Source organism: Blautia glucerasea (assembly GCF_020537505.1).
In the GTDB taxonomy this organism is placed as follows: Bacteria; Bacillota; Clostridia; order Lachnospirales; family Lachnospiraceae; genus Blautia_A.
The window spans coordinates 15,394-42,162 of sequence record NZ_JAJBMO010000009.1 but is presented as its reverse complement, the minus strand read 5'-3'; the positions used below and the strand labels follow the sequence as shown (position 1 = coordinate 42,162).

At 44.0% G+C, this 26,769-nt stretch carries 20 protein-coding genes; 4 read left to right on the top strand and 16 right to left on the bottom strand.

From position 1 onward, the window contains the following. Positions 1 to 45 precede the first annotated feature (45 nt). The 5 genes from LIQ05_RS09585 to LIQ05_RS20625 all read right to left on the bottom strand — a co-directional run bounded on the left by LIQ05_RS09585 (position 46) and on the right by LIQ05_RS20625 (position 9,739). Entirely contained in the window at positions 46 to 1,962 is a 1,917-nt protein-coding gene (locus LIQ05_RS09585) for an amylo-alpha-1,6-glucosidase (RefSeq protein ID WP_226820273.1), read from the bottom strand. 355 nt (positions 1,963 to 2,317) lie between these two features. After that, entirely contained in the window at positions 2,318 to 3,382 is a 1,065-nt protein-coding gene (locus tag LIQ05_RS09580) for an alpha/beta hydrolase (protein ID WP_226820271.1), read from the bottom strand. Between the two features lie 46 nt (positions 3,383 to 3,428). Then, a complete protein-coding gene (locus LIQ05_RS09575) occupies positions 3,429 to 6,464 on the bottom strand; it encodes a beta-glucosidase (RefSeq protein ID WP_173770780.1) in 3,036 nt (1,011 codons plus the stop codon). A gap of 167 nt (positions 6,465 to 6,631) precedes the next feature. Next, complete coding sequence (locus LIQ05_RS09570; protein ID WP_226820269.1) at positions 6,632 to 9,373, bottom strand: glycoside hydrolase family 3 N-terminal domain-containing protein; 2,742 nt, start codon at positions 9,371 to 9,373, stop codon at positions 6,632 to 6,634. Between the two features lie 219 nt (positions 9,374 to 9,592). Further along, entirely contained in the window at positions 9,593 to 9,739 is a 147-nt protein-coding gene (locus LIQ05_RS20625) for a DUF6783 domain-containing protein (RefSeq protein ID WP_416385994.1), read from the bottom strand. A 14-nt stretch (positions 9,740 to 9,753) separates the two neighbouring features. On the opposite strand from LIQ05_RS20625, the gene LIQ05_RS09565 reads away from it, so the two are divergent. Both LIQ05_RS09565 and LIQ05_RS09560 read left to right on the top strand, forming a co-directional pair. Further along, complete coding sequence (locus LIQ05_RS09565) at positions 9,754 to 10,458, top strand: LytR/AlgR family response regulator transcription factor (protein WP_226820267.1); 705 nt, start codon at positions 9,754 to 9,756, stop codon at positions 10,456 to 10,458. 205 nt (positions 10,459 to 10,663) lie between these two features. Next, positions 10,664 to 11,833 (top strand): ATP-binding protein, encoded by a 1,170-nt coding sequence (locus LIQ05_RS09560; protein ID WP_226820265.1) that lies wholly within the window; start codon positions 10,664 to 10,666, stop codon positions 11,831 to 11,833. Between the two features lie 63 nt (positions 11,834 to 11,896). Here the strand turns inward: LIQ05_RS09560 and LIQ05_RS09555 are convergent, their stop codons facing one another. The 9 genes from LIQ05_RS09555 to LIQ05_RS09515 form a co-directional block, all read right to left on the bottom strand. Continuing rightward, complete coding sequence (locus LIQ05_RS09555; protein WP_226820263.1) at positions 11,897 to 12,343, bottom strand: DUF1934 domain-containing protein; 447 nt, start codon at positions 12,341 to 12,343, stop codon at positions 11,897 to 11,899. A gap of 24 nt (positions 12,344 to 12,367) precedes the next feature. Beyond that, positions 12,368 to 13,189, bottom strand: a complete 822-nt coding sequence (murI, locus tag LIQ05_RS09550) for a glutamate racemase (protein WP_226820261.1) — start codon at positions 13,187 to 13,189, stop codon at positions 12,368 to 12,370. 87 nt (positions 13,190 to 13,276) lie between these two features. Continuing rightward, positions 13,277 to 13,504, bottom strand: a complete 228-nt coding sequence (locus LIQ05_RS09545; protein ID WP_226820259.1) for a hypothetical protein — start codon at positions 13,502 to 13,504, stop codon at positions 13,277 to 13,279. 148 nt (positions 13,505 to 13,652) lie between these two features. Continuing rightward, complete coding sequence (locus tag LIQ05_RS09540) at positions 13,653 to 15,317, bottom strand: GerAB/ArcD/ProY family transporter (protein ID WP_226820257.1); 1,665 nt, start codon at positions 15,315 to 15,317, stop codon at positions 13,653 to 13,655. Positions 15,318 to 15,326: 9 nt separating this feature from the next. After that, on the bottom strand, positions 15,327 to 16,841 hold the full coding sequence (locus tag LIQ05_RS09535; protein WP_226820387.1) for a spore germination protein: 1,515 nt from the start codon (positions 16,839 to 16,841) through the stop codon (positions 15,327 to 15,329). 113 nt (positions 16,842 to 16,954) lie between these two features. Next, positions 16,955 to 17,629, bottom strand: a complete 675-nt coding sequence (locus LIQ05_RS09530; protein WP_226820255.1) for a GntR family transcriptional regulator — start codon at positions 17,627 to 17,629, stop codon at positions 16,955 to 16,957. A gap of 15 nt (positions 17,630 to 17,644) precedes the next feature. Continuing rightward, positions 17,645 to 18,499, bottom strand: coding sequence for a 4-(cytidine 5'-diphospho)-2-C-methyl-D-erythritol kinase (gene ispE, locus LIQ05_RS09525; RefSeq protein WP_226820253.1), 855 nt, complete (start codon positions 18,497 to 18,499; stop codon positions 17,645 to 17,647). Between the two features lie 205 nt (positions 18,500 to 18,704). Then, complete coding sequence (locus tag LIQ05_RS09520) at positions 18,705 to 20,261, bottom strand: DUF3794 and LysM peptidoglycan-binding domain-containing protein (protein WP_226820251.1); 1,557 nt, start codon at positions 20,259 to 20,261, stop codon at positions 18,705 to 18,707. Positions 20,262 to 20,412: 151 nt separating this feature from the next. Next, entirely contained in the window at positions 20,413 to 20,823 is a 411-nt protein-coding gene (locus LIQ05_RS09515; RefSeq protein WP_226820250.1) for a protease complex subunit PrcB family protein, read from the bottom strand. Positions 20,824 to 21,042: 219 nt separating this feature from the next. Between LIQ05_RS09515 and LIQ05_RS09510 the strand changes: the two genes are divergently transcribed. Beyond that, positions 21,043 to 21,783, top strand: a complete 741-nt coding sequence (locus LIQ05_RS09510; protein WP_226820248.1) for a lysophospholipid acyltransferase family protein — start codon at positions 21,043 to 21,045, stop codon at positions 21,781 to 21,783. 87 nt (positions 21,784 to 21,870) lie between these two features. Here the strand turns inward: LIQ05_RS09510 and LIQ05_RS09505 are convergent, their stop codons facing one another. Both LIQ05_RS09505 and LIQ05_RS09500 read right to left on the bottom strand, forming a co-directional pair. Then, positions 21,871 to 22,725 carry a hypothetical protein gene (locus tag LIQ05_RS09505; protein ID WP_226820246.1) on the bottom strand — a complete coding sequence of 285 codons (855 nt, stop codon included), beginning with the start codon at positions 22,723 to 22,725 and terminating at the stop codon, positions 21,871 to 21,873. A 260-nt stretch (positions 22,726 to 22,985) separates the two neighbouring features. Continuing rightward, a complete protein-coding gene (locus LIQ05_RS09500; protein WP_226820244.1) occupies positions 22,986 to 23,909 on the bottom strand; it encodes an AraC family transcriptional regulator in 924 nt (307 codons plus the stop codon). Between the two features lie 277 nt (positions 23,910 to 24,186). On the opposite strand from LIQ05_RS09500, the gene LIQ05_RS09495 reads away from it, so the two are divergent. Beyond that, positions 24,187 to 26,598: a glycoside hydrolase family 3 protein gene (locus LIQ05_RS09495; protein WP_226820242.1), complete on the top strand. Its 2,412-nt coding sequence runs from the start codon at positions 24,187 to 24,189 to the stop codon at positions 26,596 to 26,598. Positions 26,599 to 26,769 lie beyond the last annotated feature (171 nt).

Sequence of the window (26,769 nt, the reverse complement as noted above, 5' to 3'; positions counted from 1 at the left end):
ATTATCTATCCAATGTTGTACACGTATTTCAAGCCTCTACACTTTTTAGCATGCAGCTTCCGCATCCGTCTCCATCTTCAGTTCTTTTCCATCCCACACAATATGAACCTTTCCTCCTGCAACAGGCAATGTACAATCAAAGCTGTCGAAAAACTCAGTATGCGGCTCTACCACAAATTCTTTTCCTCCGACTCCGGTAAATTTCAGTCCCATAAAATACTTTGCAAGGAAATAGATCGGGCTTGCCGCCCAGGCATGGCAAAGGCTCTTTCCAAAGCGGTCGCCGTACATATCGTACTGCTCTTCCACAGGTGCCTCCGGGTCAAACTGCTCCCAAAAGGTTACTGCGCCGCGGTCCAGCATTCCACCCCAGTAATTGCGGATCTTATTAAATACCAGTTCCAGTTCCCCTGTCTGGCAAAGCATATCCAGCTCGAAGAAATTGAAATACGGAGTTGTAATCGCTGGAATCGCATCATTTTTGATTACATTTTCCAGAATTTTCTCCTGCTCTTCTTGTGTTGCAATGTGAAAAAGAATTGCGAAAATATTGGCATGACGGGTCACATTTCTCTTACCGGATTCAAAAGAATCAATAAATGCACCTTTCTCCTGATCCCAGTAAAATTTGTGGATCTGCCCGATCAGTTTCTCATATTTCTCCATATATTCCGGATTTTCTTCTCCAAGAGCCGCACTCACTTTCGCCATGGTCTGCCAGCATGCTGCGAACAGCATCTGCTCTGCACAAAGGGCACCGGTCTTATCCATGTCAGCCCAGTCAATGTAGATCCAGTCATTTTCACGACCTACAAGAAATCCGTTTTCATCCAGCTGTCCCTCACAAAACTCCATAAGGGAGCACATTTTCGGGTAAACCTGGCGGACAAATTCCAGGTCACCATATGCCTCATAATGATAAAGCACGCCCAGGATCCAGAACAGGGAATAGTCCATGATGGTATTGATATGTCTTGTCATAGGATCATTTCCACGAAGTGCCAGAAGAGTTCTCTGGTCAATATCAGGATCTGCCAGCAGATACTGATTTACGAAAAAGCTCTGGTAAGCATCCCCAGACCAGATCCATTTGTCACGTTTCACACCATCCAGGAAAAAGATACCGCTGCAAAGGCGGAAGGTATGCTCTGCCACCTCCCAGATCTTATTCAGCTTCTGATCACTGCATTTAAAAGAAGCGCGTTTCGGGAAATCTACATACTGATAAAAAGCTGTAATCTCTACATCTTCGGCCTTGCAGTTCGGAATAAATGCAAAATGGACTGCACAGCAAGGACATCTGTTTGTTACAGGATCCGGCTGCCAGCTATAATAGCAATGCTCAAGGTCAAGAGCTTCGTCCATAGACTCACCGCAGAAAACTTCCACCTCAGAACTTTCCTTGCGTTTATCTTTCACATAAACCACCGCCGTCAGCTCTGTCTCAAACTCAGCCAGCACACCGCCATTTACCTCGCTGATTTTCACCGGCTTGCACTCTTTTTCCGTATACTCCCATACAGTAGGATTCTGTCCCAGTTTCGTGAAATATTTACACACGCCAACCGGCATTAATGGCTGGGAATAGTCCTCTGCCATCCATGTTTTATCTGAATGAATTACCTCACCCTGCACATAAGCGCAAGGAAATGCCTCCACACAGCCTGCATGAATAGAGATCCGCACCCTTCCAGATGCTACTGTAATCTTCTTTCCAAATGGATATTTCTTCTCCCCATTCTCCCAGGTTACAAGCACATGACCGATTGCATTGGAAAATACAGTAAAGCTTGTCTCCTGCTCCAGTTCATAGGTCCGGCGGAACGCCACGCGGTTACGGAAGCCCTCGCTCTTCCAGAATGCCGGCCACCCAAAGCCTCGCTCCACACGGCTGAAATTCTGTTTCATTGCATGATATAATTCAAAATCTCCCGGATACCAGATCCAAAATGTATTTTCCATTTCTGTTTTCCTCCCATAAATTGCTGCTGTTCACAATCTTTGAACCGTAACCAGTTCTCGTTTCTTGTAAATCTACTCATAATTTAACTATAGTATAAAATGAATTTCTCCAGGAGTCCACAACATCCCACGTTTAAAAAGCTACAGATTACGCTTTCGTATCACTCAAAGAGCAAAAATGGGATTCAGACATCCTCGGGCTCGTTGCTGCAATATATAAAGAAGCTGGTTACAGCTGGTGAATTAAAAAAAGAAGGCGCAGCTTAAAAACAAACTTTTAAGTCGCACCTTTTTTGTTTGCATCATTACATTAAAATTGAAAGCCTTTTTCAAACACACTCTAGTACAGACACCATCAGAAAAACACCTTCAACGAATTATACAAATCTGCAATCCAAGAATTATACGCATGCCCGCCCTCTGGGAATACAATCCAAGCTACATTTTTATCCAGAGAAAATCGTTCTGGCATCTTTTCCAATATTTCATCCAGAAACTCCTCATGATTTTCCAATGAAAAATCGTCCGTTCCATTTCCATTGTACCAGTACTTGAAATCATAATCTTTATATTCGTCTGATTCCAGAATTTTTTGAAATTCTTCCTCATCAGCCCAGGCTCCTGAATAAGAGCCAATATAGGCAAAAAGGTCTGCACAATGCATCATACCGGAATTTACTGTCGCTTTTGAACCTCTGGAAAGACCTGCAAAACCACGATGATTTCTGGTATTTTGTAAATTTTCCACGCTTACATCCTTTTTGACATAGGTGGAATATTCAGACTCCACCAGGGGAATAATATCATTTCTTAATTCTTTCCAGAAATACATAGGCCACTGATCTGCATATGGATCTTTTTCCGTATCAAATAACTCTGCGCTGCTCATTTCCCTATATCCCATAGACTCCACTGGCGAATAATAGGTTGGGGATACCACGATAACAGGCTTACATTCTCCTGCCTGAATCATATTATCCAAAACATTACATGTCATTTTTCCAGTAGAGCTTTCTCCAATCCAGTAGTCCTCAAATCCCCCAGTTCCATGCAACAGATAAAGTATATTGTATGTTTTATCGGCAGAATAACCGTAGGGCAGATAAACATTTACGGCTTTCTCAACTATGATATTGCTTTCCCCGGTTACTGCTTCCAGCGCATAGGAATGGCAGGTATATCTTAAAGTTTCTACTGTTCCTTTTTCACTGCATTCTTCTGCATAGGACGAGTCCAGAGGAATATTACTTACAAATTCATCAACTTTTCCATATACATTTTCTCCGATAATTTCATCTTGCGCATAAACATAGCTGCAACAGCTTATCAAAAATGTCAGATACAGAAAACACCTTACAACTCTCTTCATTCGTTCGCCAACGCCCTTCTCCCGCATATATTTATGGGTAATTTTCTTCAAAAAAGGCCGGCATATTTCTCTATGCCAGCCCTTTTTCTCCCAAAGCTTATTCAACAGTAACCTTAATTTCTGCTGCTTTCATTTTCTTTCTCTTCATAAGTGCACGTACCAGTACAAGAAGCGCGATCACCCCAATAATGATTCCAGAAGTTACATTCACCTTCATAAACAGCTTATCCATATTGGATTTGCCTCCAACCGGATTCTCATCACCAGCGTATGCACCGCTGTTTACAATCGTGTACATAATGTTCTTGCATGCCTGACGCATTGCCAGTGTGCCTGTTGCACTCTGGTTCGGGAACTGGTTGGATTCTGCATTGCCATATCCAAGCATCAGGTCGTTTCCGTTTCTTACACAGTTCTCGGAAATCATGTAGCCATAGGATCCGTCATAGTCTGTGATTGCCATGCCGCGGAATCCCCACTCATCACGAAGAACGGTCTGAAGCAGGTCAGAGTTTGCACAAGCCGGAACGCTTCCAAGCCAGTTATAAGATGTCATCACAGCCATAGAGCCGCCCTCTAAGCCTTTAATACAAATTTCAAACGGTTTCAGGTAGATTTCTCTCATTGCCTGCTCAGAAACAAAGGTAAGCAGGAAGGATTCACGGTTTGTCTCCTGATCGTTTACTGCAAAATGCTTAACATATGGGTATACACCCTTACTTACTGCACCATTTACCTGGTTCATAGCCAGATATCCGGCAAGTACGCCGTCCTCAGAATAATACTCGAAGTTACGTCCTGCAAATGCGGAACGATGTGTGTTCATAGCCGGTCCGTACCATCCATAATTCTTAACATCTGAGAACTCCTGCCCCATAGATTCTCCAACCTCACGGGCAAGGTCCTTATTCCAGGTCTGTGCAAGCAGTACCTCTGTCGGGTAAGAAGTACCATATGTCTTAGTTACGAAGTTGTTCAGACCTGCTGGTCCGTCACAATCAGATGTTGCAATCTTGCCAACAGAGCTAACCTCTGCGGTCTGCCATCCTCCAACATTGATCATGGTAGCCATATCTTCATAAGTAAGCTGATCGAGAAGCTCATCCCATTTTGCATCATCATAATCCACACCCTTCAGGTCAAAGAGGGTAAGACCATTGTCAGCGCCCAGAGTCGGCATCTCGTCATCTGCATTGTCATATTTACTGCTGTCATAAATTCCAAATGTGTTCGCTTCTACTTCTGCACGAAGCTCATCAGACATCTGTGCATCCTCTGCAGTCGGTGCTGCCCAGGAAGCTCCGGCGTTCTTGAAGCCATCTGCTCTGGAGAGCTGGATGAAGTCGCCCTGTGTATAATCTTCAAATACGTTTACAGGTGCAATCTTGTCTGTAGAACGTCCCTCTGTGCTGTAATCGATATCCTCGTCTACTGTAAAGGTTTCTTCAGCAATTACAGTATGGGAATCAGATCGAACAGAAATGGTATATTCGCCTGCCTCCAGAATATATCCGCCGCCAGCTACTTTAATCTCATCAGAATCATAGGAAGCCATGTCCTCTTTTGCAATCTCGAAGGAAAGTGTCTGGGATTTTCCTGGCTCCAGTGTTTCCGTTTTCTCAAACTGAATAAGATTTACAGATGCTTTTTCAATACCTCCGTTTGTGTAAGGAGGAGTATAATAAACTTCTACTACATCTTTTCCAGCAACATCGCCTGTATTGGTTACTTCAACATCAAAGGAAACGGTATCCCCATTGTCCTTGAAATTTGTCATTGTCTTATCAAATGTTGTGTAGCTTAAACCATATCCAAACGGATACTGTACACTGCTTTCATAGTCGATCAGACCTTCCTCGGCAGCTGTTTCATAGAATTTATAACCAACATAAATTCCCTCTACATAATTTACAAAAGAAACATTTCCCTTGTAGGAAGAATCCGCTGCAAGTGCCTGTGCTTTCAGGTCATCCACATTTGTATATGGGAAGTTTCCGATGTTGTTAATGTAGTGTGTGGAAAGCAGATTCTTAACATAAGTGTCTGCTGTTTTTCCGGATGGGTTTACCGTACCGTTCAGGATTTCACCAAGTGCTGTGAAACCAGTCTCACCTGCTCCAGGAGCAAGAATAACAGATTTGATCTGCTCATAGTTATCAACCCAGCCAAGCTCCATTGTATTGTTTGCATTAATTACGACGATTACATTATCAAATTCGGAGCAAACCTTATCTACCAGCTGCTCTTCTGTTACAGAAAGCTCAAGATAGGATTCGCCTTCTTCGAAATCATCATAATCACCATTATTTGTATAGCTTGCATTCATATAACGCCAGTTCGCCGGTGCATTTGATGTAGCAAGTCCCTGGTTATATGTGCCATTAATTACAGCGCTCATATTAGTAGGAAGATCTGCACCTTCACCACCCGGACGTCCGATTACTACAACGGCTGTATCAGAAAAGTCTTTTGCTTCGTTCATGATGTCATCTGTGTAGTGCTTCATGTTTGGCTCCGGCAGTGACCAGTCCTGAGCGGACATGGAAATAGTCGGACGCTCTGCACAGTATTCTGTGTACATATTGGAAAGTGTTTCATTTGTTTTATAGCCTGCATCCTGAAGAGACTGCAGAATGCTCACATTTCCATCAGAATGAGATCCGGCAGAACCGGTTCCGCCATAGATGGGGCAGGTGGAATCCCAGCCAAATACATTCAAGTTTGTTACATCAGAAGATAACGGAAGAAGACCATCGTTCTTTACAAGAACCATACCTTCTTCTCCTACCTTTTCAATTGTGTCTTTACTCTGCTGGATTGTCTCCTCAGAGAATTCTGCTTTTGATGCATTCAGAAAACCTGAAACGTTTGCATACATCGGACCATAGCAAATGGAATTCACAATGATCAGAATCGCTGTCAAAAATGCCATAAGAGCTTCCAGGCGGACCGCACAACGAAAGCCTTTCTTGGCAAAGTGAGCCAGAATCATGACAGCTACCAATACAACAACTGCGGCAAGAATTGCATAAATATATCCTTCCAGCTGTGTAAGGTAAGAAATAAGATCGGCTTCGCTGACTCCCAGACTATACAGAAACGGTCCCAGAAGTTTTACTAATAAATCAACCATTTTTTTCCCTCTTTGTTGTTTGCATGCTTTCACAAGTGCTGCATACCTGCACTTATGGTGACTACTTGGGCTGCTGTTGCCAGCATTCACATTTTAAGCCCGGCAAAGATTTCTCTCTGCCGGGCCATGTAGAGCATTGGCCAAGGCTTAGCTCCGAGTCGTTACAATTATTTGTTTGCTGCCTCATATGCCTCATAATCAAAGTTCTGAACCTTTGTAAGCGGCTCTGCAGTGTATTTTGCAGTACGCTCATCCTCAATTTTTCCAGACCAGTTCAGACCAAATGCGAAGTCATATGTATTTCCTGCTGCATCTGTGTAGCATTCCATATCACGTGGTACGTCTACTAACTGTGCCTCAACAGTTTCCATATCAATCGGCTGCTGGAATACCAGAAGTCCGGTAGGCTCTGTCTGTCCAAGGATTACTTCTGCAACAATATCTTCTCTCTGCTGGTTGTAATTTACAAGAATTACATCTGCAAGAGGCTCAACCTCGCTCCATACCATTCCGCGCTCCATCTTCATGGAAACGATTACCGGAACATCGCCAGCTGCTTCAGATGCATACTGAAGAGCTTCCAGATCACCATAGTTGGCAACCTCATGAGCAGCCTGTCCTTTGTAGGAACGGTTCTCTTTTGTTCCATCTTCCAGAATCTTTCCGGAAATAGAAGTCTCAATTGCATTGTCAGCTACATACTCACCATACTGGAGAGATGCCGGATACCATTCTTCCTCTACATCATCCGGAACCGGATCACCACCGAAAGCACCTTCGATACGGGAATCATAGGAGTTTACATACGCGCCGCTCATACCAACAAGTACATAATCGCAAGCTGCAATTTCTTCTTCAGATGCACGTGTCAGATCGTCTTTTGTATAAGTAGCATTTCCATCTGCATCAGCCTCACCGGTAGGATCGCCAAGAGTATCTGTTACAATGTTGAAATACTGTCCAAGTTTGTCAAGATCCATTCCCGGAGTCCAGCTTGGTGTTCCCTCGGAAATACCCTGTGTCCATGTTGCGCTCCAGCCTGTGTTATATACGTAAGGAACATATACGGTTGGTTTTTCGGATACAGCACCGTTCTCGCTGATAGTTCCGTCGTTCTTCAGCATAACGATAGACTCTCTCTGGCCTTCTTTTGCAAACTCACTGGAATCACCTGTAGTAATGATAGACTCAGCATATGCAGAATCGCTGTATGGCTGCTCAAACATTTCAAGGTTCATCATAGTTCCTACGAACTTTTCTGCTGCTGCACGCATGATCTCGTCTGCTTTATCCTGTCCATCACGGTCAACCATAATGCCATATGCTTCTTTTGCAGTGTCGATACTATCATATCCTCCGAGAAGGTTTACACCATTTTCCCAGCCTGTAGCAACACGGTCTGCTTCTTCCAGGTCTTCTGCACCCCACACACCCGCAAATGTAAATACACTCCAGTCTGTGATCTTAAGACCATCAAAACCAGCTTCATCAAGCATACCATTCAGGTATGGGTTGTAAGCACCAGCCCACTCTCCGCCGTATGGATTTCCATCTGCATCAACGTCTATTGCATACTCTGTCATAATACCAGAGGAACCTGTTTTTCCAGGAAGATTAAATACACCGTCAAAATATGTGATCAGATGTGCTTCCAGGTTATTTCCCGGGAATACTGCGTAACGTCCTCCATTTCCATGGTCATCACGTCCGCCTTCTGTAGCACCTGCACCTGCGAAATGCTTGGTAAAGCAATATACAGATTCGTTGCCCCATCCAAGATCTTCACCGTTCTCATCATAAGTGGACTGCATTCCGTTTACATATGCAGTAGCAATGTCAAGTGTCAGCTGTGGGTCCTCACCATAAGTACCACCTGCACGGCTCATGATCGGAGATGCAATATCAACCTGCGGTCCAAGAAGTGCAGTAACACCAGCTGCACGATATTCTTTTGCTGTTTCCTGTCCGATTTCTGCAGCAAGCTCTGTATCCATGGTAGATGCCAGGGAAAGAGTCTCTACCATACCGGAAATATTTGATGGGTCAATAGAGAGCATAGCCGGAATACCATAGAAGCTCTGCTCTGCAACTGCCTGAATTGCATTTGCCCATTTTGCATGTGCTGCACCGCCCTGGGAAATACTTCTGGTAACGCCTCCACGGCCGCCCTGCATCAGGTAAGTGTAAGAACCATCATCCTCTGTCAAAGGCTCAGTTGTGAACTCACCCCAGCCGCCATGTGTCAGAACTGCTGCGATTTCCTCACCCTGCATCTGACTAGCCAGATCAGCTGCACGCTCTTCTGTGGAAAGTCTCCAGTCTTCGTATTTATCAAGCTCACCGTTCTGGTTCATGTCTTTGAAAGCATATCCATCTACTTCCAGAAGCTTCACTGCAGAATCATCTGCCAGACCCAGTGTGTCTCCACCTTCGTTCTCAACCTTGATCCATCCGTCTTCTGTAACGGAAATTGTATATTTTGCATCTGCACTTGGAACGATTCCGCCAAGAGCCTCTTCTTCGTCAGAAGCTGCTTCAGCCTGCTTGTATGGGTCGTCTGTTGCTGCCTCAGCCTGTTTGTACGGATCGTCCGCTGCTGCCTCAGCCTGTTTGTACGGATCTTCCGCTGCTGCCTCAGCCTGTTTGTACGGATCGTCCGCTGCTTCAGCCTGCTTGTATGGATCGTCTGTTGCTGCCTCGGCCTGCTTGTATGGATCGTCCGCCGCTGCCTCAGCCTGCTTGTATGGGTCGTCTGCTGCTGCCTCAGCCTGTTTGTACGGATCTTCCGCTGCTGCCTCAGCCTGTTTGTACGGATCATCTTCCGCTGCTACCGGAACCACTGCAACAGAACCTGCTGTCATGGCTGCAGCAATCATCAGCGCCATCAGGCGTCTGCTTCTCTGTTTCATATTGTTGTCCTCCTTTTTTCTGGAACACCTCTTGTTCCCTTGTCGTGAATGAAATATAGCATAAAAAATTCTGCTGCTGCCATTTCTTGCAAGAAGTGTTGTTTTTTTGCATTAATTGTTGATTTTCAAAGTCAAGCCTTTATATATATTGTGCATATTTTACAATTTTATCTTCTATTTTTATGCGCATTTACCATTTTTCAAGAATGCATAGCAATTTTACTGCTTGCATACCTGTACCAAACTATATATAATTATAGAAACGATAACATTGTTATAGAGCATGTTTGAAAAAGGATTTCGGCAAAATATACCGCAAAGTGGGGCGTGCAGATTGCAAGAATGATTTTTGAGGCAGGCTCTAATAAAGGAAAATACATATGATCAGAATTGCTATTGTAGAAGATGAGGAAGAATATATCCAGCAGTTAACAGATTACCTGCAGGAATATCAAAAAAATTCCAAAGAAGAAATTGCTGTAACCGTATATCGTGACGGTGACGAGATTACATCCAAATACAAATCACAATTTGACATTATCCTGATGGATATTCAGATGAAATTTATCAATGGCATGACTGCCGCTCAGGAAATTCGCAGCATGGATTCCAGTGTAGTCATCATTTTCATTACAAATATGACCCAATATGCCATACAGGGATACAAAGTAGGTGCTATGGACTATATTCTGAAGCCAATCTCCTACTTTGCATTTGCTGAACGTATCAACCAGGCCATCAACAAGCTTAAAAAGCAGGACAGACATTATGTTGTCGTTCCCATAAAGGGTGGTGTTGTCCGTCTTGACACAGCGGATATTTACTATATTGAAGTTCAGGGACATAATCTGATCTACCATGCCAGCGCCGGTGAATACATTTCTCCCGGTACCATAAGTGCTGCGGAAAAAACACTTTGCAGCTACGGATTTTCCCGTGGAAACAAAAGTTACCTGATCAACCTCGCACATGTAGACGGCATCCAGGATAAATGCGCCCAGGTAAAAGGAGAAAGCCTTCCTCTTGGGCGTCCACGTCAGAGCGCATTTCTTCAGGACCTTACAAAATATTGGGGAGAACATTAATATGCTGCCACTTCCAATCTCACCAAATATACCAAGGCTCTATACTGCGATTGCCGAATGGCTTTCCTGTATTATCTGCCTTCGACTTCTCAGACCCCGGATAAGCACAAAGAAAATCGCATTCATTTCAGTAGGGGTCCTTACTTTGCAGTCTGCTTTATTTTGCCTGACTCCACACCTTAATAACATTCTGTGGATTTTGTTTATGACTGCTGCATTGCTCATTATGTGGGGCTTTATCTATCTGTGTGCAGAAGTAAACTGGCGGGATGCTGCTTATTATGCCATTCGTTCCTTTATCATTGCTGAGTTTGCATCCTCCTGTGAATGGCAGTTTGAACTGCTTTTAATAAACCATGAACCACCTATAACCTCTTACACTGCCCGGATACTTGTTCTTGTCATATGTTACGGGATTCTTTTTACCATATTTGATTTCGTGTATTACCATTATCATCCGAAGGAAAAAGATGCTCTGATTACTACCGGCGAGCTTATTTCCTATGCCTTTATCGGATTGGCAGTTTTCGTCATGAGTAACCTCGGATTCATTGTTCCTGGACTCCCAATCTATGGAAATTATTCCGACCAGATTTATAATGCCCGGACTCTGGTAGACTTAAGTGGTGTTGCCATTATGTATACTTATCATATACTGCGCATGAACATGCGCATCCGTTATGAGCTGGATAGTGTCCATAACATTCTCCACAATCAGTATGTACAATACAAGCAGGCCCGCGATGCCATTGAAATGATCAACTATAAATATCATGATCTGAAGCACCATATTATTGTTTTGCGAGCAGAGGAAAACACAGAGAAACGAAATGAATATCTAAATCAGATGGAGGCAGATCTGCTGAATTATGAAGCCCAGAACAAGACCGGAAATACGGTAATAGATGTAGTTCTCACAATGAAAACCATATATTGCCAGAAACATGGGATTACCATAACCAGCGTCATCGATGGAACCCTTTTCAAATTCATGAATGCCATGGATATCAGCTCCATTTTCGGAAATGCACTTGATAATGCCATAGAGTGCGAAACAAAGATTGCAAGCAAGGAAAAAAGACTAATTCACGTAAATGCCCATTCCAGGAAAAATTTTCTGATCATTCTTTTCGAAAATTATTATGAGGGCGAAATTCACCTGGGTACCGGACTTCCAGTTACCACCAAAGCTGATTCCCAGTTCCATGGATACGGATTAAAAAGTGTCCAGTATGTTGCTCAAAAATATGGTGGTGCCGTGGATGCCAGCGCCAGTGACCACTGGTTTCATCTGAAAATATTAATTCCAATACCAGATTCGTCCACTGCTACCGATTCAGATAACAATTCTAAAAACAGCAGGAGTTCATTCTAACAAACGAACGCCTGCTGTCTTCTTGTTAAAATTAATTTCTGTAATGCTTCTCCCCAACAGTTCCTACAACACAAACCCAACTGTATTCTTCCCCTGCGCCTGAATATCCAGACAGCAATCTGCCACATGCTCCTGATTCAGGTCCAGAGAATAATTCACTTTCATGGCAATTTGACCGTCACTTTCTTCCAATTCCAGATTCGTCGCTGAAATTCCCATTTCAAGAGTTCCGAACGGGGTGGTATAAAATGCCATATTACGCTTTCCCTGCTCAAAAACCATATGTGTATTTACCTGTCCTTTTTTTCGGACTTCCATTCCCCGGGAAGATATCTTGATATAATTTATAGTAGGATCTCCCTGCTCGTCCAGCATTTCTTCATAACGAAGATAATGGCTTCCATTGCGGAAATAATACTCTCCCGGAACCACAATCTCGATTGGCTCATCACCTTCTGGTGTGTCCATCATATGTAAACCTTTTACGTGAATTAAAACTTCTTTTTCCATTATTGTTCCATTTCTTTCTCTTTTTCAATATTTCTCAATATCAATCTTCTGCGTTTTCTCCACATCAAATGGCAGAATCGAATTGGCAAAGCCCTTGAATTTCTCTGCCAGATCGCTCACATAGAAACGATATGGGAAATCAGACTGTCCCTGTCCGGTGCTCTGCATATCCTGCTCTTTCAGAAGTCTGCCAAGCTCCAGTGCCGTCTCGTACGCCGGATTCACCAAAGTAACACCATCTCCCATAATCTGCCCGATGGTAGAACGGAGCAGTGGATAATGTGTACAGCCAAGGATCAGTGTATCAATATCTTTTTCCTGTAGTTCCTTCAGATATCTGCTTGCAACTTCTACTGTCACCGGATCATGAGTCCAGCCTTCCTCTACCAACGGTACAAATAAGGGACATGGCTTTCCGATCACTGTAATCTCCGGATCGATCTTTTTCAGAACCTCCGCGTGGATTCCACTTCCAACAGTACCTTCTGTACCGATGATTCCCACCCGTTTATTTCTGGTAACCTGCGCAGCTACCTTGGCACCGGCTTCAATCACTCCAAGAATGGGAATGTCAAATTCTTCCTGAACTGCCTCCAGGGCAAACGCACTGGCTGTATTACAGGCCACCACAATCGCCTTCACCTTCTGCTCTTTCAGGAAACGGATAATCTGACGTGAATATCCTATAATCGTTTCCTTGGATTTACTTCCGTATGGAACCCTGGCAGTATCGCCGAAATACACGATTTTCTCTGCTGGAAGATTCCGCATGATCTCCCTTGCCACAGTAAGTCCGCCAATACCGGAGTCAAACACACCAACGGGCGCATCTCTGTCTATTTTCATTCCTCTATCTCCAAATTCATAGTCAAGCGATATTCGCAATCTGTACTTCATTTTAACACCAAAGGAGCGGCGGTGCAAGTGCTTGTACTACATCAAAGCGTTAAGTGTATCCACAATCCAGAAATGAAATCTTGGCTCTGCCTTCTGGCCTTCCTCTGTCCCCGGTGCTTCCATAAAACAGAACTGGGGATAAATGGTTCCCCACCATGCAAGAAGGTTGGAATTTTTATTAAAATTTTCACTGACCTGGCAAAGTAATACTGCCATCAGAAGTGCTGCCGCTATATGATATTTGTTTTTTCTTAAACAGAACATAAAAGTACCTCCAATATTTTCTATCAAAAGTATTCCCTGTCCCAGCCCGGAATAATCACATTCATCCCCACTGGTTAGTGCTCCGCGCGCTTAAAGCGGGTGAATGCTTATCTGCATTCAAACACGCCCTGGGACTTACCTGATGCGGCTAAAATTTCACCTCCAGTTCCCTTCCATAAATTTCCAGTTTCGGCAATTCAGGCAAAGCACCACGTTCATAAAACTCATGATAAACCTCTCGAAGAGTTACTGCCTGCCCCGGGCTTCCATTTGGATTATTTTCCAGAAGCCCAAGAAGATACTCTCCAAGGGAAACATCCTGAGGACTTACCCAGGCTACTGCTTCAGATGCCGCATCGCAGCGAAACACATAAACATTTTCACCTATGGCCGGCTCCTGCTTCAGATATTCAAGAACCTGCTCCCAGCGGCCTCCATCCAACAGACTCTCGCCAAGAACCAGAATTTCCAGATGTCCCATATCCAGATATTTTTCCTGTGTCCGGCTGTATATATTTTCAATCTCACGGAAGGTTTCTCCCTGAATCGACGGTGCAGCATTGCCCTGATCTTCCCCGTCTTTTTCCTGCCCAGTAGATTTTGGAAGATCCGGAATTCCGTAAGTCAGCTGATATCTCCCCTCTGTAATATCAGCTCCAAGTGCAAGCGGATACATGCGTTTCTCCGGTTCCACACCGCCACAGCCGGCTAACAGAAACAATGCACTAACACACGCTGCAGCAAGCTTCTTTTTCCACTTCTTTTTTCCAGCCATAAAAAATATAATCTGAAGCACCAGCATTCCGGGCACAAATATATATTTCAGATACAGGGGAAAGCTATTCCGGATTCCCCATCTGCCAGTTTCTGACACGGCTCCGGCAAAAACCAGAATAGATATCCACAGCTTTCCTGTTCCCATATCTGCTTTTTCCACAATTAAATGGCCATAATGCAGAAAACTTCCAATGGAAAATAAAAGGCTGTATAAAAGAAATCCCATCCAGAGAACATCAAATCTTGCCAATACATTTCCAGGAAGCTCAGCACCTGCCAGAAGCGGCAAAATCGGGAAGCTTTCATATTTCAGCCGCCCCCATCCAAATACTGAAGGAAGCAGCAATTCCGTCAGAATAAGCAAAATTCCCAGAGTAAAAATGGCAAAGCTTACAGTTTTTCCTGTATCTTTACTGCTTCCTACACAGTCCAATGCAAAGGGAAGCAGCCCCAATCCAGAAAATGCACATATTACATCATATCCACTTTCCAGAATTTTTCTTCCTGAGAAAGAGGAATTCCATACCATTTCCTGAAAATACTCCCATTTTCCCTGTCCTACAGCCAGGACTAGCATAAGCATAACCGCTGCAAGCACCACACCTCCTGACACTTCTCCCATTCTGCCCCGTCTCTGAATCCCCTTTTGCGTACCAAGGCTGCAAACCAGCAATGCGACCAGACATAGCCATTTTTTTCCTATACCTGTTCCCAGACTGACTGCAACAATTTCTCCCAGAAGATTCAAAAGAAACGCAGCTCCAAGAATACAGTATATAAGAAAAAACAACGCTGCCAGCCGTCCCCACACCACACCGGCTGTTTTGCAGGGCCTGGCAAAAGCATAACGAAGACGGATGAGAAAAATCACATAAAACAGCACAGCTGCAAGAGCTGCTGCAGTCCCTGCCAGCCCGCCAAGCCCCAGGGTTTTTCTGTTTCCGAAAAGGCATAGTATTAATGGTGCAATAAACGCAATCACGATCTGCCTGTAGAGCTGCCGTTGGGAAATTCGATTATTTTCTGCAAATTTCATTTACTTCGGTTACCTTTCCTTCCTGTTTTTGTTCCGGATTTTTTGCAGCCTGACCTGCTCGCTTTGTCTGGCATATGAAGGGCGCCTCCATCTCTTTTTAAATGGCACTCTCACAATTTTGCTTCCAGTCCCATTATCCGTACTTTGTTTGACAAAGGGCGTCAGGTATGGAACTCCAAAGCTGAGAAGTCCTGCCAGATGTGATACTGTCAGATATACCCCGGTCACAATTCCAAAAATCCCCAGATATCCTCCCAAAAACAAAAAGAAATATTTAAGCATCCGAAAAGCCGAGGCAAATTCTTCATTTGGGATTGCAAGAGAACCAAGCGCCGTAATTGCCACAACCATAACCACGATCGGGCTTACAAGATTCGCTTCCACAGCAGCAGATCCCACGATCAGTCCTCCCACAATTCCCATGGCATTTCCCAGTGCTCCCGGAATCCGTACACCAGCTTCCCGAATCAGTTCAAAGGATAATTCCAGCAGAACAAGCTCCGCAATGCTGGAAAATGGCACGCCTTCTCTTGCCTGGGCAAAGGACAGAAGCATATTTGTGGGAAGAATCTGCGTGTGAAACCGGATCACTGCAAGATAAAGTCCCGGCAGCAGCGTAGCAGCTGCCAGTGCCACATAGCGCAGTATTCGAAGAAATGATGCCATTTCAAATCGGTTATACCAGTCCTCGCTGCTTTCCATAAAGCTATGAAAAACACCTGGCAAAATAAGCGCTGACGGAGAATTGTCACAGAGAAGCACTGCTTTTCCATTTAAAATTTCCTGCGCTGCACGATCTGGTCTTTCCGTAGTCTGATACTGCGGAAAAGGAGAAAGCCAGGAATCCTCCGTCAGCTGTTCCAGCATTCCACTATCCAGAATTCCATCAATTCGAAAGTCTCCAAGCCGCTCTTTCACCTGCTCCAGAAATTCCTCCTGCACCAGATCTTCCATGTATACCATCTGTACCAGTGTATGTGATCTCTCCCCAATATAAAATTCCACTACCTTTAATCTGGTATCCCGAAGCCGCTTCCGGATCAGTGAAGAATTTATTTTCACAGAATCAGAGAAGCCTTCCCTGGAACCTCGAAGAACCTTCTCCATCTCCACTTCCGTTACACCCATGCTTGGATAACCGGCACTGGAAATTTTCATAGCCTGATCAAATCCATCCATAAAGAAAACCGCATTTCCGGCAAGCAGCCCTGCGAACACCTGCTCCATGTCAGTCAGCTTCTTTACATCCGCAATTCCCAGACTGTTGTATTCCACAAATTCCTGCATCTCCCCAGGTGAAATCTCCCAGAAATGTCCCACCATTTTTCCAATGGCAGAGTCCTCCAGCATCATATTGGAAGTTGCCACTTCAATATAGACCATCAGACAGTCTACCTTCCGCTCATCCCCCAATCTCATTCTTCGTATCTGGACATCTGCGCAATCTGTCAATCGTTCTCTTATATAATGCTCATTTTCTTGAATATCTTTTGAAATAATAACAATATTGTCATTTTCATTCATTTCCACATATTCCTCATTTTGAACAAAAAAAGATACTGGTTATCTATCCCAGTATCTCCTGATCCTTTAATTATATTCATTTTATTCTTTATTTTCCAGAAAACCCGAAGACTTTATTCCTCAGCACGGATTGCCTGGATGATTCCCATCCTCTGATTCTCCAGATGCTCAAAGGACAGCTCCTGCGCCCTTTTCACATCTTTGGCTTTAATGGCCTGGGTAATCTCCTCATGCTCTTTCACCAGACGGTTTCTGGACTCGTCCTCTTTCAGATACTCTACACGGTATCTGTATATCTGTTCCCGAAGATTATTCAGCACCTGCATCAGTCTCTTATTATCTGCCGCCTCGTAAATTACCTCATGAAAATTCACATCTGCTTCAGCCATCTTTACCAGATCTCCCTCTGCAGTGCTCTTCTGAAAATCCTCTGCCGCCTGCTCCAGCTTCCGGATATCTGCATCTGTCATATTGGCGCAAGCCTTCTCAATGGCCATATTTTCCAGTGTGATCCTTACCTCCAGAACGTCATTCAGGTCCTTCTCTGTAATATTGGCAACCTGGGCCCCACGCCTTGGAATCATCACAACCAGACCTTCCAGCTCCAGCTTCCGCATAGCCTCACGGATAGGAGTCCTGCTCACCCCAAGCTTCTCCGCAAGAGCAATCTCCATCAGTCTTTCGCCTGGCTTCAGTTCTCCCTTCAAAATCGCCTGACGCAATGTATTAAAAACGACCTCCCTAAGTGGAAGATACTCATCCATATGCACTGTAAAATCACTTGTCATCTGTATTTTCCTCCGCTAAAAAACATCCGTTGCAAAAACAGTCTTCGCCAGCCTGCTCTCCCGAAGGACAACCGCTGCCTGCTCCATTTTCTCTTTGCTGTCAAAAATTCCGAACACAGTAGGACCGCTTCCGCTCATCATCGCCTTGCGCGCTCCATTGCTCTCCATCAGGTCTTTAATCTCCTGAATCACAGGATATTTTCCGATAATTCCTGGTTCAAATACATTTCCCATCCTGGAAATCATTCCATCAAGATCCCCATTCTGGACAGCCGTCACCATGCCATCAATGTCCGGATGGACCACTGCCGGATCATCCAGCTTCAGATTCTCATAGGCTGTCTTTGTGGAAACATTTACTCCCGGTTTTCCCACCAGCACATAGCAGTGTGGTACTCTTGGAAGTCTGGTCAGCTTCTCTCCGATTCCTTCAGCCAGAGCAGTTCCACGCATAATACAATAAGGTACATCTGCTCCTACCTTCACAGCCCGCTTCATCAGCTCTTCCTCTGAAAGTCCCAGTTCAAACAGGCGGTTCACTCCCACAAAGGCAGCTGCTGCATCGGAGCTTCCTCCTGCCATACCAGCAGCTACCGGAATGAACTTCTCCAATTTCATGTTAAGTCCCTCTTCCACATGAAATTCATCCATCAGCATTTTCGCTGCTTTATATACAAGATTTCTCTCATCTGTAGGAATATAGGGAATATTAGAAGTAAGGGTAATTCCCGGCTTCTCTTTCTTCCCGATTTCAAGCACATCATACATCTGTATGGTCTGCATGAGCATACGAACCTCATGATATCCGTCAGCACGTTTGCCAACCACATCAAGTCCCAGATTTATTTTTGCAAGTGCACGTAAACGCATAATTCCCTCCGCTTATAACTGCTGCCCACACAAACACCAGGCAGGTCATCACCTGTAAGCAGCAATCCTCTTTGTACTTTGTATACAATTTTATCAATGCTTTTATTGTAAAATATTTTTGTATTTTTTTCAATACATTTATGCGAGGAAATTTCTCATTCCAGCAATTCTCCGGTTTTCTGCAAGCTGCGGCATGGGGGCTCACCTACCCTTCCACCTTCTTCACCAGCAACAACGGCATTCCCGGGGCAACACTATCGTTCTCCAACTCATTCAGCCTACAGATTTCCTCTACCGTGGTATAAAACCTTTTCGCAATGTCCCACATAGTATCCCCGTTTTTCACCACATACACCGTAATTCCCGGCATAGCCTGGATTTTCTGCATGTCAAGGGGCCGCTCCTCCACTTTGCTGATGATCACCTGTTTTTCACACTGAAGCACCAGCACATTCAGGCTGATCACAGCCTTTACCTCAATCCCATTGCTGTCGATCATAGACGTAGACAGCTGTTCCAGGTCCGCCTGAAGAAAAAAGATACTGTCCTCGTTAATTCCATTTGCTTCTATTACATGGGAAAAAGGAATCACCCCGTCAACAGAGTAAAACGGCATATCATCATTTCCCGTAATGTACAGAATTTTCATAAATACAATTCCATCCGCCTGGATCCCATTTTTCACGATTTTTGTTTTTTCAACCTTTACACGTCCCTGGCTGTGACAGATCTGTAAAATTTTTCCCTGGCTTTCCTTCAGCTCAATACGGTCCGCTACCCGGCACTTGGAACCATTGCGCACCAGAAGACTTTCCAGGCACATTTCTTTTCCCTGTGGGATACACTCCTTTAACGGGGAATACACATCCAGGATCAGGTCATGCTCTTCCTCCCGGTAAAGCTTCATATCCAGCTCCAGAACCACATCTACACTTATTACACGTTCTTCCCCATCGGAATCTGGTTTCACCTCAATGCTCTGGTGCATAACAGAAAAGCCAATGTTAGGAATCATTTCTCCTGTGCAGCCAGTACATTCTACCTCCATGTTAAACGGCAGCACATACTCCGCCCACTGAAGTGGATTTTCCTCATCCTCTCCAGAATAAAGAACAAAAACAGACAATTCGCCCCGCGCTTTTATCACATTGTCCTCAGGGCGCAGATCCACGCCACGGACATCAATGGTATACCACAAAAGGTGTTCAATGTTTGGTTTATTGGACACTAAAGTTACTTCATCCTTAATCCGCATAGTGTCCTTTTTATGTACCATAAGACTCATTAAACGGACTTTCTTCCTTTTTACAGAAATTCCTTCGTCGCTGATTTCCACAGGAAGCTGGACTCCTGCCATCTCATCTACTACTGCATAAAAGGTGACGATTGCCTTTATGTTCAGTTTCCGTGAATGGATCATGTGCACGCTGAGATCCTCAATCTCCCACTTCAGGCACATTTTATCCCCACTAGCGATTCCTTCCAGGTTCAAAGTCTCATCAAATGGGAGTTTTGCCCCCAGGCTGCTTACTTTCTGGTCTTCTTCCCCCACATAGAGAATATCCACATTCAGATTTCCATTGATAAAAGCTTTGCCGTCGCTAAGGCGCACTTCGTCCATGGAAACGTCGCCCTTGCTTTGGATCAGCCTGCCAATATCCGGCTTGGCGTCCGGGACATTATAATCCGTATCAAAGGTTACCTGACTGGTTGCCCGGCTTTTTACGTGAAGCATCTGCACACTTTCTTTTCTTAATTCCACGATTTTCCACTCCTTCTTGACTATCTGCTATATCATATTTCAACCAACTGCTATAAAACCTTATATTTACTGCCCATAAAAACTTCCTGCAAAATATTTTTGCAATCAAAACTTAGCCAACTGTAAAGCCTACATTGTCTTTGTTCTCTTTTTACTCAAATATAACCGGTTCCTTCTGATACTCCATTTTCACCACAATATACGGATAAGACGGAGGACTAAGTACCGCTTTCCCATCTGACGGCCCAATAAGCTGTGTCCGGAAAAAGACCGCCTGGGAAGTCGCCCCCAGTTCTTCCACGGAAATACTGTAACCGCCGCTCATCTGCTGACCGTATCCTTTTATGAGATACAGGTCCTTTTCACTTTGGTAAGTCAGCTGAAATTCATTCGCCTTTTTCTCCTGTATCAAAGCAGCCAGCTCCGCCGGCAAATCTTCATTTTTTACAATGGAATATTCCAGAGGCTTCCGCGGCTCCTCCTCAATCCGGATAAAATTACATCCACTAAGAAAAAACAGAGACCACAAGACCACCCCCAAAAGAACTGATGTTTTTTTCATCAGATCACCCCAGCAATTCCAAATGTTACTGTTCACTGCTAAAGTTCCGCGAGGTATTTTTTGTGAACGGAGTGAACAGTAACCTCCATTTAATTTTATTCTATGAGGAATAAAAAAGATTTATTGCAAGAATTTTTGAAATTACATATAATAGACATAAACAATATGCCAAAACATGCTTCCTACGCATGAGGCACAGATCAAAGAAAGGGAAATCATATGATTCGTTTTATTTTATGCGTGATCGTAGTGGTTGGATTCCTGATTTTATCCATTCCCATTCTCTTTGTAGAATGGATCATCGGCAAATTCAATCCTATGGCAAAGGAAATCAGTTCTCTTCGGATCGTTCAGGCAGTATTTCGTTTTATCCTGTGGATATCCGGTGTGGAACTGACTGTTATCGGAGAAGAGAATGTACCAACTGACGTGCCGGTTCTTTATATCGGAAATCACAGAAGCTTTTTTGATGTACCGATCACTTATCCACGCTGCCCCATCCGTACCGGCTATATCGCAAAAAAAGAAATGGAAAAGGTTCCTCTGCTTTCTACCTGGATGAAACGTCTTCACTGCCTGTTTCTTGACCGTAATGACCTGAAACAGGGACTGAAAACAATTCTCACTGCCATTGAGAAAGTGAAATCCGGCATTTCCATCTGCATTTTTCCGGAGGGTACACGAAACAAGAATGAAGATGAACTGGACATGCTTCCATTCCATGAGGGCAGCTTCAAAATTGCCGCAAAGGCAAACTGTCCGATCATCCCGATGGCGATCAGCGGCTCTGCTGATATCTGGGAAAACCATTTCCCCAGAGTTAAGAAAACCCACGTTATCCTGGAGTATGGCAAACCAATCTACATAGACCAACTGGAAAAAGAGGACAAAAAACATCTGGGTGCTTATACTCAGAATATCATTCGTGAAATGCTGGTAAAAAATAAAGCGCAGTTATAATGCGTCAGCTTCCAACTGGCAGGACAGACCTTTACATAAAGGATTTAAGGCTGTCCTGCTTTTGGGTTCTGGAGCTTGTTTGAAAAATCATTCCCGCATTTTTATAACATCATTCTCACTAATCTCAAGAATATCTGCAATCTCCGCTACAGTCATCCCTTTTTTCATCAATGACTGGGCTATTTCCCTATCACGCAGCTGTATTCCTTTCTGTATTCCACACAACTCCCCAGCCTCAAACTCGGCTTCTCTCAGCTTTCGTTCTTCCTCTTCTTTATCATACTCAAATATACTCACTGCGATAACCTCCGCTCTTTTATTCTGAAGAAAATCTTTTAGAATTCCATTCTGAATGCACTCGTCCACAGCTTTTTTCACAGCTGCTTCTAGTTCCATATATTGGGCATATTTACGTACCTTTGCTACATATACTGCATATTCTCTTAACGTCTGACACTGTTCCAGCAGTTCTCGGTTTCTTCCTTCATTAATATTCAACGTTACCACTTTAAGCTCCAGTTTCGGCTCACCAGATAGGTTCTCATACGCTTCTGACAGACAATTTTCCCATCTTTCATCTGTCTTCTCTATACCGTTGTAGAATACAATAAAATTTGGTGCAGGGATTTTCTGCAGTGTCGATGAATACAGAGACTTCTTATTCACCAATTTCTGGTATTCTGCTGATATGTAAAAAAGATCCCTCAGGGGCATATTAGGTGTGTAGGTTGACTGATGTTCATACAGAAAAAGATTGGTGCCAATAATAAACGCCAGATCATTTTTCATTCCCATATAAATAGCATTCTCTAGTGTCACAATCTCCAGTTCTTCTGGATTCTCATATGATGTTCCGTTAATCGCATTATAAAGCGAAAGCAGATTTTTACGGTCGGAAAAAAGCATCCTGAATATTGTGTCCTTGTAGTTTCTGTTTACCATAAGCTGGTCCTCCTTTTCTTGCAGGAGTCAGAAAATACAGATCGATCCTTATTTGTTAACCAATCACGTTCAGAACTCCTGCTTTTTTCATTTTCAACGGGTTTAAAAGCATGAATTTCTGAAATGCGATTAGATAAATCAGATGGCTGACGTGCCATGAACTATATAAGAAATATGCTTTTTATCATAGTAACATTGTCCATGGTAATTTACAAGTACTTTATTTATCACAAGAATACTTTAATACAATTTCTAATATTTCAGTTTTTTCTTCTCCTTACTTCCTTCGGCGGTTCCCCATAAGCTTCCTTGAATTTTCGCAAAAAACCTTTGTAATTGGTAATCCCGTTTTTATCCAGAAGAAATGTTATGTTTTTATCTGTCTCCAAAAGATCTGTGTGGAAATGCTCCATGCGGATCTGATTTACATAAGCCAGGAAGGTCTGTCCTGTGTATTTGCGAAAAAGGCGACAGAAATGTTCTGGTGTAATGGACAAAAGCCCAGCAGCATCGGCAAGGGAAATTCTTTCCCCATAATGTTCCCGGACAAATTCCATGCACAGCTTCATCCGCTCAAGATCATGCAGAGTGCCATGAGCGGTTTCTGTATCTTCCTCACTCCTGATTCCTTCTGTATAAAGAAAATAAAGTAAACGATAAACAACAGAAAGCACCAGAAGATGATAGCCTTCTTTTTTTTCTTCATAAAAGCCTGCAATTTCCCGAAATACATCTCTCAACTGATCATACAGGTCATCAGCCCGATTTGCAGACCTTCGATTCTCCCCCACCTCAACAAGTCCCTTTCCCTGCATATTCTCCAGTTTTTCTCCCGGAACACATGCGTCATCTGATTTCGACCTTATAAGCTCCTGGAATTTCAGCCCCTTCCACTTTGCAGAGATTCTTTCCAGATGAACCGGCGGGATCTGCAACAGATAATACCTGGCATCCTCATGTGTATAGGTATAATGGATATCATTGGAGTTTACCAGAAAAATATCCCCTTTTTTCAACTCATAACTCACATCATTAATAGATGCTGTAATCTCGCCGCCAAGCACATAAATAATTTCCAAATGCTCATGCCAGTGCGCCGGTAACAGTTCATCCCAGGTATTTACATATGTAAAATGAATTTTCCCCAAATGATCATCCAGCACGTTTTCATATTCCGCTCTCATAGTATGCCTCACCTCATCTTTTTACTCAAATTCCCAGACTTCTATCCTCATCCCCAATATACAACACTTATATTACAGGCTTAAAATCAAAATACACCATCTATTCTTTATAATAATATATAATATTTTATCTATAATATCAAGAAAGACCTATAAAAGAAGCAATAAACCATCTAGTACACCACCGATTTTTCCAGTACAATAGCGATATCAAGGCAACTACACTAAAAAACACTTTCATAGTAAAATAAATTTATTTACAGGAGGACATCCCACAATGAACAAATGGTCCAGAGTTAAATTCCAGCCAAACCTTCCCCTTAAGGAAAGCGGCCGTGTTACCGCAAGCAAAGAACATATCCTTCTTTCCAAAGAAGCAGCCAAAGAAGGTATGGTTCTTTTAAAAAATGAGAAAAATCTGCTTCCTCTTGCTGAGGGCACACGCATCGCTCTTTTCGGCAAGGGCAGCTTCGACTATGTAAAAGGCGGCGGCGGAAGCGGTGATGTTATGGTTTCCTATGTACACAACCTTTATGACGGTCTGAAAATGCAGGAAGGCGCCGTTCAGATTTACGAACCGTTATCCGCATTTTACCGCACCGATATCCAGCACCAGTATGAAAAAGGTGCCGCACCAGGAATGACCGTAGAGCCTGAGCTTTCCCCGGAGCTTGCTGACGGTGCAAAAGCATTTGCGGACGTTGCGGTTGTTGTGATCAGCCGTTTCTCCGGCGAGGGCTGGGACCGTTCCAGCATTGAGTGTACCAACGAATTTAATCCATGGGATACAGAAACCACCATGCCGAAAATTTCCGGCGAAGTTTTCCCAGATGGCGACTTCTATCTCACTGCCAGGGAGAAAGCAATGCTTTCCATGGTAAAAGAGCGCTTTGATGATATTGTAGTCGTTCTCAATATCGGCGGAATCATGGATCTTTCCTGGGTAAAAAATGACGACCAGATTTCCTCCGCTCTTCTTGGATGGCAGGGCGGCATGGAAGGCGGACTTGCCATGGCCGAGCTTCTCACCGGCAAAGGGAATCCATCCGGTAAGCTGGCAGACACTTTTGCAGCGGATGTAAACGACTATCCTTCCACAGCCAACTTTCATGAGTCCTTTGATTACGTAAACTACACCGAGGACATTTATGTAGGCTACCGCTATTTTGAAACCCTTCCAGGTGCACAGGAGAAGGTAATCTATCCATTTGGATATGGACTTTCCTACACAACCTTTGACCTGGACACCACCGCTATGTGGGAAACAGAAAGTGCGGTTTTTGCTGAGGTTCAGGTAACAAACACTGGGAATTTTGCAGGAAAAGAGGTTGTCCAGATTTATTACGAAGCACCACAGGGACTTCTGAAGAAACCAGCCCGCCAGCTTGCCGCTTTTGCAAAAACCCGTCTTCTTCAGCCAGGCGAAACACAACAGATCCGCCTTTCCTTTGCCAAAGCTGACATGGCTTCCTACGATGACCTTGGAAAGATCCAGAAATCTGCATACATCCTGGAAAAAGGTACCTACAAATTCTACATTGGAACTTCTGTACGTGACACTGAGGAAGGCATCCAGACAATGGAACTCACTGAAAATGTAATCACAAAGCAGCTCACTGCACACCTTGTTCCAACCAGCCTGAAGGAGCGTATGCTCTCTGACGGCAGCTTTGAGGAGCTTCCACAGTCTGCATGCAACGACATGAACGAATGCGTATTTGAGAAAATGGAGCCAGGCACTGAGGAAGGTCTTACCCCTGCGGTCCGCAGCTGTGCACGAGGTGCCCTTTTTGACAACTATGGAAGAAAGCAGTTTATTGATGTGGCAGAAGGCAGGCTTTCCCTGGATGATTTTATGGCACAATTAAGCGATGACGATCTGATTCATCTTCTTGGAGGACAGCCAAACGTAGGTGTTTCCAATACCTTCGGCTTTGGAAATCTTCCGGATTACGGCGTTCCATCCATTATGACCGCAGACGGTCCTGCCGGGCTTCGTATCAGCGGGGAATGCAGCATGAACACAACTGCATGGCCTTGTGCAACCCTTCTTGCATGCACCTGGAATCCGGCTCTTGTTCAGCAGGTTGGACAGGCTGGCGCCGAGGAAGTAAAGGAGAACAATCTTGCAGTATGGCTTACCCCTGCAGTAAATATCCACAGAAACCCACTTTGCGGAAGAAACTTCGAGTACTATTCCGAGGATCCGCTGATTGCCGGAAAAATGGGTGCTGCCATGGTAAAAGGTATCCAGTCCCAGCACATTGCAGCTTCTGTGAAGCATTTCGCAGCAAATAACAAAGAGACCAACAGAAAGCACAGCGATTCCCGCGTTTCCGAGCGTGCACTTCGCGAGATCTACCTGAAAGGTTTCGAGATCATTGTAAAAGAGGCACAGCCATGGACCATCATGTCCTCCTACAATGCCATCAACGGACACCGCGCTTCTGAGAACCGCGAGCTTCTGGAAGATGTTCTCCGCGTCGAGTGGGGCTTCAAGGGCATGGTTACAACCGACTGGTGGACAAGAGCTGAACATTACAAAGAAATCAAGGCCGGAAATGACGTAAAAATGGGAACCGGTTTCCCAGAGCGTGTGAAAAAGGCCATGGAAATGGGACAGCTTGGCCGTCCGGAATTAGAGCACTGTGCAAGACGGGTGCTGGAACTGATTCTGAAGATTGACTGATAAAGTGTAATCTCATATTTCGCAATAATAAATTTTTGCAACTTATAATTAATTGCAGTTGGCCAATTTGCAAGCGAAGGATACTTCTTATCCGCAGACAGGAAAGTGGACGCAAGCACAAGTAAAACAATCGAATTTTAGTTATAAAGAAACCCATGGCAATTTTGTTTC